Annotated in this window: 11 protein-coding genes; 7 read left to right on the top strand and 4 right to left on the bottom strand. The window is 70.5% G+C overall.

What is annotated here, in order from left to right; all coding sequences use genetic code 11:
- Positions 1-162 precede the first annotated feature (162 nt).
- Positions 163-462 (top strand): hypothetical protein, encoded by a 300-nt coding sequence (locus tag ACIQ9P_RS12905; protein WP_402354189.1) that lies wholly within the window; start codon positions 163-165, stop codon positions 460-462.
- A gap of 141 nt (positions 463-603) precedes the next feature.
- Here the strand turns inward: ACIQ9P_RS12905 and ACIQ9P_RS12900 are convergent, their stop codons facing one another.
- Positions 604-732, bottom strand: a complete 129-nt coding sequence (locus tag ACIQ9P_RS12900; protein WP_402354186.1) for a hypothetical protein — start codon at positions 730-732, stop codon at positions 604-606.
- A gap of 393 nt (positions 733-1,125) precedes the next feature.
- Here ACIQ9P_RS12900 and ACIQ9P_RS12895 point away from each other — a divergent pair, with 393 nt between their 5' ends.
- A complete protein-coding gene (locus ACIQ9P_RS12895; RefSeq protein ID WP_402354183.1) occupies positions 1,126-2,523 on the top strand; it encodes an MFS transporter in 1,398 nt (465 codons plus the stop codon).
- A gap of 234 nt (positions 2,524-2,757) precedes the next feature.
- Here the strand turns inward: ACIQ9P_RS12895 and ACIQ9P_RS12890 are convergent, their stop codons facing one another.
- Entirely contained in the window at positions 2,758-3,630 is an 873-nt protein-coding gene (locus ACIQ9P_RS12890; protein WP_402354938.1) for a LamG-like jellyroll fold domain-containing protein, read from the bottom strand.
- A gap of 86 nt (positions 3,631-3,716) precedes the next feature.
- On the opposite strand from ACIQ9P_RS12890, the gene ACIQ9P_RS12885 reads away from it, so the two are divergent.
- The gene (locus ACIQ9P_RS12885; RefSeq protein WP_402354180.1) at positions 3,717-6,995 is read left to right on the top strand and encodes an RHS repeat-associated core domain-containing protein; all 3,279 of its coding nucleotides are present in this window, start codon (positions 3,717-3,719) and stop codon (positions 6,993-6,995) included.
- Complete coding sequence (locus tag ACIQ9P_RS12880; protein ID WP_402354177.1) at positions 6,992-7,519, top strand: hypothetical protein; 528 nt, start codon at positions 6,992-6,994, stop codon at positions 7,517-7,519. The genes ACIQ9P_RS12885 and ACIQ9P_RS12880 overlap by 4 nt, the downstream gene beginning before the upstream one ends.
- A 215-nt stretch (positions 7,520-7,734) precedes the next feature.
- On the opposite strand, the gene ACIQ9P_RS12875 is transcribed toward ACIQ9P_RS12880, so the two are convergent.
- The gene (locus ACIQ9P_RS12875; RefSeq protein ID WP_402354174.1) at positions 7,735-8,271 is read right to left on the bottom strand and encodes a hypothetical protein; all 537 of its coding nucleotides are present in this window, start codon (positions 8,269-8,271) and stop codon (positions 7,735-7,737) included.
- Between the two features lie 127 nt (positions 8,272-8,398).
- Here ACIQ9P_RS12875 and ACIQ9P_RS12870 point away from each other — a divergent pair, with 127 nt between their 5' ends.
- A complete protein-coding gene (locus ACIQ9P_RS12870) occupies positions 8,399-9,847 on the top strand; it encodes a serine/threonine-protein kinase (protein ID WP_402354171.1) in 1,449 nt (482 codons plus the stop codon).
- Positions 9,848-9,853: 6 nt separating this feature from the next.
- Here the strand turns inward: ACIQ9P_RS12870 and ACIQ9P_RS12865 are convergent, their stop codons facing one another.
- On the bottom strand, positions 9,854-10,612 hold the full coding sequence (locus tag ACIQ9P_RS12865; protein ID WP_402354168.1) for a TetR/AcrR family transcriptional regulator: 759 nt from the start codon (positions 10,610-10,612) through the stop codon (positions 9,854-9,856).
- A gap of 107 nt (positions 10,613-10,719) precedes the next feature.
- On the opposite strand from ACIQ9P_RS12865, the gene ACIQ9P_RS12860 reads away from it, so the two are divergent.
- Positions 10,720-11,817, top strand: a complete 1,098-nt coding sequence (locus ACIQ9P_RS12860; RefSeq protein ID WP_402354166.1) for an ATP-binding cassette domain-containing protein — start codon at positions 10,720-10,722, stop codon at positions 11,815-11,817.
- Complete coding sequence (locus ACIQ9P_RS12855) at positions 11,817-12,683, top strand: ABC transporter permease (RefSeq protein ID WP_402354164.1); 867 nt, start codon at positions 11,817-11,819, stop codon at positions 12,681-12,683. Before ACIQ9P_RS12860 ends, ACIQ9P_RS12855 begins: the two co-directional genes overlap by 1 nt.
- Positions 12,684-12,765: the final 82 nt, after the last annotated feature.

Below are 12,765 nucleotides of genomic sequence, written 5' to 3'. Positions count from 1 at the left end.
CGAGCGGCTGTTGCTCCAGGCCCCGCCGACAGGAGCGACGTGGGAACGCAAGCCGGACAAGGACCCTGGGGCGCCCTATCTGCGTGGGCTCGACAGGCGTGTGGAGCGTTCGTTCGTGCAGAACCATGCGGACCCCTGGTCGGGACCTTCATCCAGACGGTCATGGAGTTCGACTCCCCGACCTGGGCCTGGCTGGTCTTCCGGGCCGGTTCTCCGGACAAGCGCTACGCCCGGTACGGAGAAGTCGAACGAATCGATGGAGCCAGTGTCGCGGGAGCGGAGGAGCAGCGGACCTTCTGCGCCCACTTCGGCGGGGGCGAGTGCGACCGCTGGTACGCGTGGCTCCGCTTCGGCCAATACCTGATCGAGGTCAAAGTCATCGGCGGACCGTCGGCGGAGGCTTCGACCGGGATGCTGAAAGCCGCCGTCGCGGAGATCGCCGAGGCCGCCCGCCGAATCTGACCCGGGGCGTCAGGAACAGGTGTCCCGGAGGGGGCGTCAGAAGGAACGGTGTCCCTTCCCGGATCTCCGTCCGGGGGAAGGGACATCTGTAGGAGCGGCGGCGGGGTCCCGCGTCGGGGCAAGGTCGTGACCGGTCAGAGGTCAGCCGACGGCGCGCCGGGCGGCGAAGCGCTCGGCGGCGTCTGCGGCCAGCGCCTCGGCGGTGCCCGGCCCCACGGTCAGGTGCACCTCGAAGTCACCCCGCTGGCCGGGCAGGTCCGGGGGCGTCACTGCCCTGGTCGGGACAGGTGGCGAGCATGGGCAGCATGCTGGCACTCGCCTGTGACAACACCCCGGCCGGGGCCGCGAAGGGCCCTGAAAGTGCCCCCGAGTGAGGAGGGTCACCCGAAGGGGCGGTGCACCGGTGCGAGGCGGTCCCGGGCCCGCCAGAACTGGACGGAGGCCCCGGCGGCACGGGCGGAGGGCCCGTCCGCTTCAGGACTTTGGTCACGAATTCGCCCGACCTTCGGCCCGGTGGCGCCCCCTCCCCGACCGGGCAACCGTGGACGGTCGCCCGCTCACACCGGGCGACGGCACCACCCGCCGGGCGGTGCCGATCCCTGCCGTCTACCCGGCGCACACCGTGCGGGAGCACACCGTGCGCTCCGGAGGACCCGAAGACCCATGTCCAGCACCATCGACAACGCCCCGTATACCGCCTTCCACCGCAGACTGGCCCTGGCCTGCTCCGGTGGACCGCTGCTCGACGGCTACATCCTGAGCATCGTCGGCGTCGCCCTCATCGGGATGCGCCCCGAACTCGGCCTCTCCACCGCCGAGGTCAGCCTGATCGGCGCCGCCGCGCTGGTCGGCATGTTCGTCGGCGGCGCGCTCTTCGGCGTGCTGACCGACCGCATCGGCCGGGAGGTGATGTACACCGCCGACCTGCTCGTCATGGTCGCCTGCTCGGTGCTCTCCTTCTGGGTGGACACGGTGTGGGCGATCGCCCTGCTGCGCTTCGTGCTCGGCATGGCCGTGGCCGCCGACTACCCCATCGCGACCTCGCTGCTCGCCGAGTGGCTGCCGGCCAAGCACCGCGGGCGGCTGCTCGGTCAGCAGATCGTCGCCTGGTACGCCGGCTCCGTCCTCGCCTACGTGACCGGCTACGCCTTCCTGCGCCTGGCCGGCCCCGGCAGCTGGCGCTGGATGCTGGCCAGCTCCACCGTGCTGTGCGTCGTCTTCCTGGTGATCCGCCGCGGCTCGCCGGAGTCCCCGCGCTGGCTGGCCGCCAACGGGCGGGTCGGTGACGCCGTGCGCGTGGTCGAGAAGCACCTCGGCGTGCGGGTCGACGGCCGGGAGCTGATGCCCGACCCCGCGCAGGCCGCCGGGCCCGGCGGGCTGCGGCTGCTGATGACCCCGCCCTACCGGCGCCGCACCCTGTTCTGCGGCCTGTTCTTCCTCTGCCAGGTCGGTCCGCTCTTCGCGATGCTCACCTTCGGCCCGCAGATCCTCTCGTCCTTCGGCATGCCGGGCGGCACGGTGATGGAGACCCTGGGCACCGGCCTGATCAGCGTGGTCTTCCTGCTCGGCTGCTACCCGGCGCTGCGCCTGATCGACACCCGGGGCCGACGGCCGGTGATCATCTGGTCGTTCGCCCTGATGACCGTCCCGCTCGCCCTGCTCGGCGTGTGGCCCACCGCCCCCGCCGCCGTCGCGCTCACCGCGCTGTGCGCCTACGCCTTCCTGTGCGGCGGACCGAACGTGCTCGACTGGACCTACCCCAACGAGCTGTTCCCCACCGAGATCCGGGCCACCGCCGTCGGCGTCGCCACCTCGGTGAGCCGGATCGGCGCGGCCGTCGGCACCTACCTGCTGCCACTGTCCCTGACCGGGCTCGGCACCGGGCCGACGATGCTGATCGCGGCCGGGACGACGGCCCTCGGCCTGCTGGTGTGCGTGCTGTGGGCCGAGGAGACCCGCGGCACCGCCCTGGGCGCGGCCCCGGCCGAGCCGTCGGCCGCCGGGGCGACCGGTGCGCGGAAGGGCGTCCCGGCGCAGCGCGTGGTGCAGTCCGTGCGCTGACAGATCCGCAGGCCGACCTGGTGGGCCCGGAGCTGGGCCCCGCCATCACCGAGGACTTCCCGCAGGCGATGGTCGCCCTGCTCGCCCACGCTGCCGGGCCCGCCCCCGGTGCCGGCGCGGCTGTATGCGCGGGCGCTCGGCCGGGAAACCCCGGCCGAGCGCCCGCGTGAACTGCTCACGGTCCGCTCAGGCCGACCGCGTACGGCAGCGGCCCCCGGGGGCCGTCGAGCCCGGTCAGTTCACCTGGGCCTCGGCGAACCAGCGCTGGTTGGCGTTGCCGTTGCACTGCCAGATGCCGACCGTCGTGCCGTTCTCGGTACTCCAGCCCGGGAGCTCCAGGCAACTGTCGGCGGCCGGGCTGTAGAGGGTCCCGTCGAAGCGGCGCACCCAGTTCTGGCCCGGGTCCGCGCCGTTGCAGGACTGGATCTGGACCTTGGACCCCCAGTGCGGCTGCGCGTCGGCGATGCCGAGGCAGCGGTCCCCGGTGCCGCGGACCTTGATCTTGTTGTCCGTGGTCAGGGAGAGGTGCTGGGAATCGCCGTTCCAGCAGTCGTACACGGTGACGAGAGTGCCGACGGCGCCACCCCAGTCGTCCAGGCACTTGCCCCGGTCGTACGAACTGCGGATATGAACCCGGGAGTTGGTGGTGGCCAGGGCGTTGGCCTGCTGTTCGGTGAACGCGTAGGGGTACACCCGGACGTCGCTGATCGCGCCGTTGAGCAGGTCCTCGGGGGAGCCGTACCGGTCGGTGACCGCGCCGCCGATGTTGATGCTTCCGTCGGCCCGCCAGGTGCCCGCGACCCAGGTCGATCCGGTGGTCCTCCCGTTCACGTACAGGGTGGCGGTTCGGCTCGGGCCGTTGTAGGTGCCGACCAGGTGGGTCCAGACGCCCGGTTCCGGCGCCCTGTCGTCCGCCGCGGTGAAGTAGGTGTCGGTGCCGCGGTAGTCCTGGCCCGGAAGGGTGAATGCCCATCGGTTCAGATTGGCCGCGTACTGCAGGTAGAACGGGCTGCGTTCCTGACCGGTCTGGCTGACGACGGTCTGGTAACCGTTGGTGTCGTTGATCTTGACCCAGGCGGCGACCGTGAAGCTCTGACCGGTGTCGATTCTTCTACGACTCGCAGGGCCGCGCGAACCGGGCCTACGCGCCGCACTACGACGACACGACGGGCCCGAACACGGTCCGGTTCACGGTGAACGCGGCGCAGGTGCCCGGGCAGACCTACACCGTCTTCGACGGGATGGGCCGCCCGGTGGCCTCGCAGTTCATAGCCCTCGGCGTGCCGCAGAACACCACCACCATGGCCTACCCGGGAGCCGACCGGGTCGACGTGACGCCGCCCGCCGGTGCCACCGCGACCAGCACGGTCACGGACAGCCGCGGCCGTACGGCCGAGCTGTGGCAGTACCGGACGCCGAACGCGACCGGGAACCGGGCGGACGCGGACGTCACCGGCTACACCTACACGCCGGGCAGCCAGCCCGCGACCAGGGTCGACGCGGCCGGGAACTCCTGGAGCTACGGCTACGACCAGCGCGGCCGCCAGGTCCGCGCGGACGACCCGGACACGGGCGTCTCGACCCGGACCTACGACGGTGCGGGCCGACTGGCCACCACCACCGACGCGCGCAATCAGACGGTCGCGATCACCTATGACCTCCTGGGCCGCAAGACCGGCACGTACAACGGCAGCGTCAGCCCGGCGAACCAGCTCACCGGCTACACGTACGACACGGTGGCCAAGGGCCAGCCGACCGCCGCCACGCGGTACGTCGGCGGAGCGGGCGGGAACACCTACACCAAGTCGGTCGTCGAACTCGACGTGGCGTACCACCCGACGAAGACGACGGTCTCGATCCCCGGGACCGAGATCGGCCGCACCGGCCAGGCGACGTTCACCTACGGAGCCACGTACGACCCGATCACCGGCGCGATGACCGAGGACGGCCGGGCCGCCGCGGGTAATCTGGCCGAGGAATGGGTCTCGTACAACTACGAGGCATACGGCCTGCTGCACGACATGGGGGGTGCCGGCGACGTCTACCTCCGGCAGGCGGACTGGGACGCCTACGGGCGCAACATCCGTTCCACGATGAATCCGTTCGGCACCCAGATCGTCGCGACCAACACCTACGACGAGTCCACCGGACGCCTGCTCACCCAGTACCTCGACAAGCAGACGTCGACCACGGGCACGGTCCAGAACACCACGTACGCCTACAACCAGGCCGGCCAGGTGACCGCGATCCGGGCCATCCCGAACAACACACCGTCCGCCACCGACCTCCAGTGCTTCACCTACGACCACCTGGGGCGGCTGACCACGGCCTGGAGCGACACCGGTCGGCTGCAGCAGCCGACCCCGTCGCTCGCGGGGCAGGGCGCGTGCGCGAACCCGACGCCGACGAGTGGTGCCGAGGCACCCGCGAGGACCACGGTCGGTGGCAGTGCGGCCTACTGGCAGGACTACACGTACGACCTGACCGGCAACCGGACCAAGGTCGTCCACCACGACCCGGGCGGCGAGCCCGCCAAGGACATCGCGGTCGACCAGGCATCCCCCGCGCCGGGCACCCGCAACATCCCGACCGGCGCGGCGGGAACGGGCGGCGGCACCGGTGGCCCCCACGCTCTCGCCACGACGACCAACACCTACGGGTCGGCGGGTTGGGGCACGGGCGGCAACCAGTACGACGCCGCCGGAAACACCACACGGATCGGCAACCCCGGCGCCAACCGGGAACTCGGGGCCGGCTTCGTCCTCAACTCCGGTGAGTCGGTGCGCTCCAACAGCGTCCAGCTCGCCATGCAGGCCGACGGGAACCTCGTCCTCACCTCGCTGCGCAGCGGCCAGGCGGTGTGGTCCAGCAACACCCAGGACCACCCCGGTGCCTGGGCCACCATGCAGGACGACGGCAACTTCGTCGTCTACGACACCCAGTACAACGCGCTCTGGTCGTCCCAGACCTGGGCAGGCGGCGGCAGCGGCAACTTCGCGGTCGTCCAGGACGACGGCAAGTTCATGGTCTACGCCCCGGGTTGGGACCCCAAGTGGGGCACCGAGACGTGGAACCCGGTCGACGCGGCCAACGGCTCGGCCCTCACCTGGGACATCGAGGGCAAGCTCGCCTCACTCACCCAGGGCTCGGCCACGACGACCTACGTCTACGACGCCGACGGCCAGCAGCTTGTGCGCCGCAACCCCGGCAAGGTGACGGTCAACCTCGGTGGTGGGGACGAACTCACCTACGACACCAACACCGGTGCCAGCACCGGAACCCGCTACTACAGCCTCCCCGGCGGCATCACCCTGGTCCGCCAGGGCCCGACCCGGCTGACCTACCAGTTCGCCGACCACCACGGCACCAACTCGCTGTCCATCGACCGCGACACCCTGGTCGAGTCCCGCCGCACCACCGACCCCTTCGGCGCCCCCCGCGGCCCCGCCTCCCTGCCCACCCCCTGGGCCGGCGACAAGGGCTACGTCAACGGCCTCAAGGACGACACGACCGGCTTCACCAACCTCGGCGCCCGCCAGTACCAGCCCTCGACGGGCCGCTTCCTCAGCCCGGACCCGCTGCTGGTTCAAAATGATCCACAGCAGTGGAACAGCTATGCGTATGGTCATAACTCCCCGATCAACAGGGAAGATTCTTCAGGGCTCTACGGTCCGGATATCAGGAATGCTGTTCAGGAGGAGCAGAAGGCTCAGAAGAAGGCGGCCCAAGAAGCGTCAGGAAACTGCGGCGGGAACGGAGTGCGCGGGCCGCTCGCGTGCTCTGATGGAAGTTCATGGAAGGATAACGGTCCTACTGAGACACAGTTGAATGTTCTGAAGTATCGAACGAAGATGAAGGTTCTTATCGCGGAGACCGGTGACGACTATTCCGATACGGAGGATCGTGGCTTCGGGAAGCATGCACCGGGTCCCCACGATCAGAAGATCAGGCTCTGGATGTATCAAGTTTCGGCTGGATTGAGTGCCGAGGCGGCATATCTTGGAGAGCCGGAGACGTTCAATATTGCTGCCGGTCTTCTCCATCACTGGCTGGATGCAAGTGGGACGCCGGTCGAGCTTAATCCAAGTAGTATGATCAGTGAGATCCCAAAGTTCAAAAGGGATGTCAAGGGGTACTTGACCGGCGATGCAGTCAAGAATGGAGCATTCGATTCCGGCTGGCAAAGGACTCGATCGGTAGAGACTGACGGAGCGTCCAGTGTCGGTTGGTTCTATGCCCTGAACAATTTTCAGTGGAGAGCCACGGGTGTGAGTCAGGGTGGGGCGGTTGCGGAATACAAGCTTGAGATCAGAAAGCGCTACGACTGGGGTACGCCCGGCGAAGGGCGCGACGATTTGAACAAGGCGTGGCTTCATATGACTCAGCCGGAGATTGCCCATCTCAATACCGTTGGATTGGCGAGGGACTTTGATGTGTTCGGCTCGTCCATGATGCAGGGAGTCCCTCGATGAAAATTAACAGGAGGATGCTGGCTGTATTCCTGGTGGGTGTTTCGATGCTGACCGCTGCGTCGTGTAAAAGCGAAAGTGTGGCGGAAGGTGGGCCCGGACGTGTTGATTCGGCGTCTCCGAGCTCGGTGGCCAGGGGGGAATTGACGATCACGGGGGCGCCCAGTAAAGAGCGCCAGGAACGATACGGAATAACCGTTCCGGCTGGCGCAACGGATGTCTCCCACGGGTTCCAGAAAGAAAGTGGTGGCGGAGAGCTCTGGGTGACCTTCAAGATTGGCCCCGAGGGTCGCGATCTCTTTCTTTCGAGTATCGGAATCAGTGAAAAAGACTTGAATTCAGGTGTTGTCGAGTTCACGTCGGACGATCTTGACCTCACCGGCTGGTCCATCGGTAATGCGCAGTCGGTGAAAGGCAAGATGGTTCCCGCAAAGGATGATGACATGAAGAGCCCGAGCATCAAGGTTGTCATTGACTACTCGGGTGTCGACGTGATGACGGTCTACGCCCTTTCGGCAAGGCCGTAGTGCCGTGGTGTTGCCTTTGGCGCTTCAAGCCTCTCTGATCTGAGTTCTTCGTGACGGCCTGCCGGTCAGCCCGGCAGGCCGTTTCGGCTTTTTGGCCGGTGGTGGTTCCGTTCGGCCTCCGAGGGTCGGAGCACAGAAGCCGCCGGGTGGGCCTGGCGGCTGGGGGCCTCGCCGTGACGGGATCGCCCTGTGCGGCCTGTCTGACACATTGTCGGTCAGGCGGCCGGAAGGGCCGCGGCGAGGTTGTTGGCGCGGGGGTCGGCGTTGCCGATCATGCGGTTGGTGGTGTAGGCGAAGGTGAGAGCGCGAGTGGGGTCGGCGAAGGTGAACTGGCCGCCGGCGCCGTCGTTGCTGAAGCTGGTGGGGGAGTGCATGGGGCGAAAGGCGGGGGAGGGGAGGAGGAAGGCGGAGCCCCAGCGGGAGCCCGTGTCGAAGCCGAGGTGGCCGGGGCCGGAGCTGAGTTCGCGGGTGACGGGGGTGAGGGTGACGGGGTGCCGTCGAGGCCGGTGACAGCGGCGGAGAGCCCGGTGGTGGAGGCGACGGCGCCCGCGTCGGGGGAGCTCGATCGTCTGCGGGACGGGGGCGTTCCAGCCGTGCGGGTCGTCGAGGCCGGGGAAGACCAGCGCGCCGTTCATGGTGACGATGCGGGTGAGCAGGTGCTCGGGGCCGGGCATCGGGCGGCGGCCTTCGGTCTCGGCGAGGCGGGCCAGGCGGGGGAGTTCGGTGGCGGGGAAGCCCAGGTGGGCGTCCATGGGGGTGGTTCCGTCTCCCAGGTGCAGGATTGTTGGCGCGCCAACGGTAGGCGGCGGCCGGGGGCCTGGGGAAACGATTTGTTGATACGGCGTCAGTGGGGGGTGGGGGGAGCGCTAGGGTTTGCGCGTGGCAGCGGTGGGTGGGGCGTTGGTCGGGGGCCGGTACCAGCTCGTGGAGCTGATCGGCCAGGGTGGCATGGGGCGGGTCTGGCGGGGGTGGGACACCACGTTGGGCCGGGATGTCGCGGTGAAGGAGGTGCTGCTGCCGCAGGGGGTGACGGAGGCTGAGCGGGAGCAGCTCGTCCAGCGGGTGCTGCGGGAGGCGCGGGCCGCCGCGCGGTTGAACCATCCCGGGATCATCACCGTGCACGACGTGGTCGAGTACGAGGGTGCGCCGGTGATCGTGATGGAGTTCGTCACGGGGGCGTCGCTGGCGGCGGCGGTCGCGCGGGACGGGGCGCTGCCGGTGGCGCGGGTGGCGGAGCTGGGTGCGGCGATGGTGAAGGCGTTGCAGCAGGCGCACGCCGCGGGCATCGTGCACCGGGACCTCAAGCCGGACAATGTGCTGCTGATGGGTGACCGGGTGATCCTGACGGACTTCGGGATCGCGCACATGGCGGACGCGACCACGGCGCTGACCCGGACGGGGGCGGTGATCGGGACTCCCGCGTACATGGCGCCGGAGCAGTTGGAGGGCCGGCCGGCGGCGCCCGCCAACGATCTGTGGGCGCTGGGCGCGACGCTGTACTCGGCGGTGGAGGGCGAGGCGCCGTTCAGTGGGGAGACCTTCGGCGCGCTGTGCGTGGCGGTGGTGACCAAGGAGCCGCGTCCGATGGTGCGGGCGGGAGCGTTGGCGCCGCTGTTGGGCGCCCTGTTGGCCAAGGACCCGGCGGCGCGGCCGACGGCGGAGCAGGCGTTGGCGGCGCTGGAGGCGGTGGCGTGGGCCGGGGGAGGAGTCGGGGGAGGAGTCGGGGGAGGCGTGTTCGGGCCGCCGCCGGTGATGTCCGGGGGTGTGCCGCTGGGGCCGGTGCGGATCCCGCCGCAGGTCGGGCCCGGGCCGCTGGCGTCGCCCCGGCCGACGGGCGATTTCGCGCACGGCGGTTGGCAGGATCCGGTGGCGGCGGGGTGGGGGAGTACCGCGGCGGTGCCGGTGGGACAGGCGGCACCGGTGGCACCGGAGCCGGAGCGGTCCGGGGCGAGTCCGGCGGTGGCGGTGCTGGTGCGCTTCATCGGCTGTCTGGTGCTGATCTGGGTGGTCGGATCGGTCCTGCCGTGGAACTACCTGGACCAACTGCCGGACAGGTTCGCGTCGCTGGCTCTGGCCATCACCGGTGTCCTGGCCCTGACCAACGCCCTGCCCAGGCCGCGCCGGCACCCGGCGCTGGTGTGGGTCATGGCGGTCGTCGGGGACTTCGGCCTCTGGTACCTCACCTGCACCCTGCTGGAGGTGAAGTACGGCGGCTGGCTGACCGCGTTCGGCGAACTGCCGTGGCAGATCGCCGTGAACATGCTGCTGCTGGGCACGGGTGCCTGGCTGCTCTGGATGTTCGTCCCGGGCAGCCGCCGTAGGGCGTAGTACGGGTCAGACGCGCCCCACCGGGGCAAGGGCGGCCGTGATCACGCGGTCCAGTGAGCGGTCGAAGACGGCATCGGGGTCGCCGGCCGGCGGTCCGGGGTTGGCGAACGCGGCCGCCAGGTGCGGGAATTCACCACTGGCGGCGGCGCGGCCGAGGTAACCGGCGAGTTCCGCCTGCCACTTGGCCCCGGCCGCCGCCGTGCGTTCGTACTGCGCGTACTGGCACACGAACCCGTTGAGCAGGGCCAGCGCCTCCAGTCTGGCCGCGCCGTCGAGGCCGCTCGGCTCGGTGACGGCGAGGAAGTGGTCGGTGTAGCGCAGGGCGTTGGGGCCGAGCCCGGGGCGGGCGATCACCAGGGCGGGGACCCAGGGGTGGCGGCGCAGGGCGGCGAGCTGCTCGTGCGCGAGGCGGCGGAGGTCGGCCCGGCAGTCGCCGGTCGGGGCGAGGCCGGAGTAGTCGTACTCGCCGGCGACCGCGTCGAGCATGAGGTCGAGCAGATGCTCCTTCTTCGGCACGTAGTTGTAGAGCGACATGGTGCCCGCGCCGAGCGCGGCCGCGACCCGGCGCATGGAGACCGCGTCCAGGCCCTCGGTGTCGGCGATGACGATCGCGGCGGCGGCGATGGAACTCCGGCTGTGGGCGGGCCGGGGGCCCCGGCCGGTGCGTTCGGGGCGCAGCCAGATCAGTTCGGGCGACTCGCCGGGGGCGGGCACCCCGGGGTCGCCGGTCGGCGGATTGCTGTTCGTGGGCTTGCTGGACGGCACTGGTTGATCACCTCGGTTCCCCATCTTAGAGACGTACGTCGTACGTAGTAGGATGCGGTCGCGCGCGCTTCTACGTACGATGTACCTAGTGAGGGAGTGGCAGAGCCATGTCCGATACCGCCTGGGCCGACGCCCGGAAGAGTTCCGGGGCCCGTAACACCGCCTTCGCCGTCGAGATGTCCGGTGTGGAGAAGCGCTTCGGCGCCACCACCCGGGCGCTGCGCGGCCTCGATCTCGCCGTGCCGGCCGGCACCGTCTGCGGCCTGCTCGGCCCCAACGGCGCGGGCAAGACCACCGCCGTCCGCGTGCTCGCCACCCTCGTCTCCCCCGACCGGGGGACGGCGCGGGTCGCCGGACACGACGTCGCCCGCGAACCCGACGCGGTGCGCCGCAGCATCGGCCTGGCCGGCCAGTACGCCGCCGTGGACGAGGGCCTCACCGGCCGCGACAACCTGCGTCTGCTCGGCCGGCTGCACCACCTCGGCGGCCGGGCGGCCCGGGCCCGCGCCGACGAACTGCTCGACCGCTTCGGGCTCGCCGAGGCCGCCGACCGCCTGGCGCGCACCTACTCCGGCGGCATGCGGCGGCGGCTCGACCTCGTCGCCAGCCTGGTCATCGCCCCGCCGGTGCTCTTCCTCGACGAGCCGACCACCGGGCTCGACCCGCGCAGCAGGCGGCAGATCTGGGATGTGGTGGAGGAGTTGGCCCGGGCCGGGACGACGGTGCTGCTCACCACCCAGTACCTGGAGGAGGCCGACCGGCTCGCCGACACCGTCGTGGTGATCGACCACGGCGCCGCCATCGCGACCGGTCCGCCCGAGCGGCTCAAGGCGTCGATCGGGACCCGGGTGTCGGTCACCCTCGCCGACGCGGGCCAACTCGGCCGGGCCGCCGTGGTCCTGACCGGGCTCGCGGGGAACGGCGACGTGGCGGTGGACCAGGAGGAGCGGACGGTGGAGGTGGTGTCGCGGCCGGGGGTGGCGGTACCGCTGCCGAACCTGGTCCGGGAGTTGGACGCGGTGGGGGTGGTCGCGCTCGACGCGGCCGTCCGGGCGCCCTCCTTGGACGACGTCTTCTTCGCGCTCACCGGGGGCGGGGGGTCCGCCACGGACCCCGGGCCCGAATCCGGGCCTGGCTCCGGCCACGGCGCCGCGTCCGGCATCGCGTCCGGAAGCGTTTCCGGCGCCGGGACGGAGGTCGCCTGATGCCCGCGCTCGCGAACCTGGCCGTCGACGCGTGGTCGTCGATGCTCCGTGTCCTGCTCCACTACCGCCGTTCGCCCGGGCTGCTGGCCGTCTCGCTCGCCGTGCCCGTGTTGATGGTGCTGGTGTTCGGCTATGTGTTCGGCAGCGCCATCACGGTGCCGGGCGGTGGGTCCGGCTCCTCCGAGGCGCTGGGTGCGTCCGGTGTGGCCGGTGCGTCCGGTGCCTCGGGCGCCGGATCCGCCGACGGCTACCGGGAGTTCCTGATGCCCGGCCTGTTCGCGATGGTGGCCGTCAACGGCATCACCCCCACCATGGTCGGCGCCGCTCGCGACGTCGGGCGCGGCGTCACTGACCGGCTGCGCTCGATGGCGGTCTCCCGAACCGGCCTGCTGCTCGGCCAGACCCTCGCGGACCTGCTGGTCAGTGTGCTGGTACTGGCACTGCTGGCGGCGGTCGGGCTGGCCGTCGGCTGGCGGATCCGGGGCGGGTTCGCCGACGCCGCGGAGGCGTTCGGGTTGCTGCTGCTCTTCCGGTTCGCCATGACCTGGGTCGGCCTGCTGTGCGGCCTGGCTGTCGGCAAGGAGGAGGCGGCCGGGCAACTGGCGGTGGCCGTGGTCCCGTTGACGATGGTCACCAACGGCTTCGTGCCCACCGGCGGCATGCCCGGCTGGCTGGCCGCGATCGCCGACTGGAACCCGATGAGCGCGGTGGTCCAGGCCGGGCGCGAGCTCTTCGGCAACCCGTCCGCGCCGTCGGACGCGTGGCCGATGCAGCACGCCGTAGCGGCCACGCTGCTCTGGTGCGGCGTCCTGCTGCTGCTCTGCGGACCGGCCGCTGTAAGGAAGTTCGCCACCCACGGGCGCTGATCCCACGGGCGCCGATCCCGATCGAGGGTGATCCCGACGGGCGCCGATCCCGACCGGCCCCGTCGTCCGGATCCGGCGGGAC

It is taken from the genome of Kitasatospora sp. NPDC094019 (assembly GCF_044764505.1).
Lineage (GTDB): Bacteria > Actinomycetota > Actinomycetes > Streptomycetales > Streptomycetaceae > Kitasatospora.
This window is presented reverse-complemented; position numbering and strand designations above follow the sequence as displayed.

Bases quoted from the DNA above. Each gene is read 5' to 3' on its own strand.
- ACIQ9P_RS12905 (WP_402354189.1), top strand. From the start codon at position 163: ATGGAGTTCGACTCCCCGACCTGGGCCTGGCTGGTCTTCCGGGCCGGT.
- ACIQ9P_RS12895 (WP_402354183.1), top strand. From the start codon at position 1,126: ATGTCCAGCACCATCGACAACGCCCCGTATACCGCCTTCCACCGCAGA.
- ACIQ9P_RS12880 (WP_402354177.1), top strand. From the start codon at position 6,992: ATGAAAATTAACAGGAGGATGCTGGCTGTATTCCTGGTGGGTGTTTCG.
- ACIQ9P_RS12875 (WP_402354174.1), bottom strand. From the start codon at position 8,271: ATGGACGCCCACCTGGGCTTCCCCGCCACCGAACTCCCCCGCCTGGCC.
- ACIQ9P_RS12860 (WP_402354166.1), top strand. From the start codon at position 10,720: ATGTCCGATACCGCCTGGGCCGACGCCCGGAAGAGTTCCGGGGCCCGT.
- ACIQ9P_RS12855 (WP_402354164.1), top strand. From the start codon at position 11,817: ATGCCCGCGCTCGCGAACCTGGCCGTCGACGCGTGGTCGTCGATGCTC.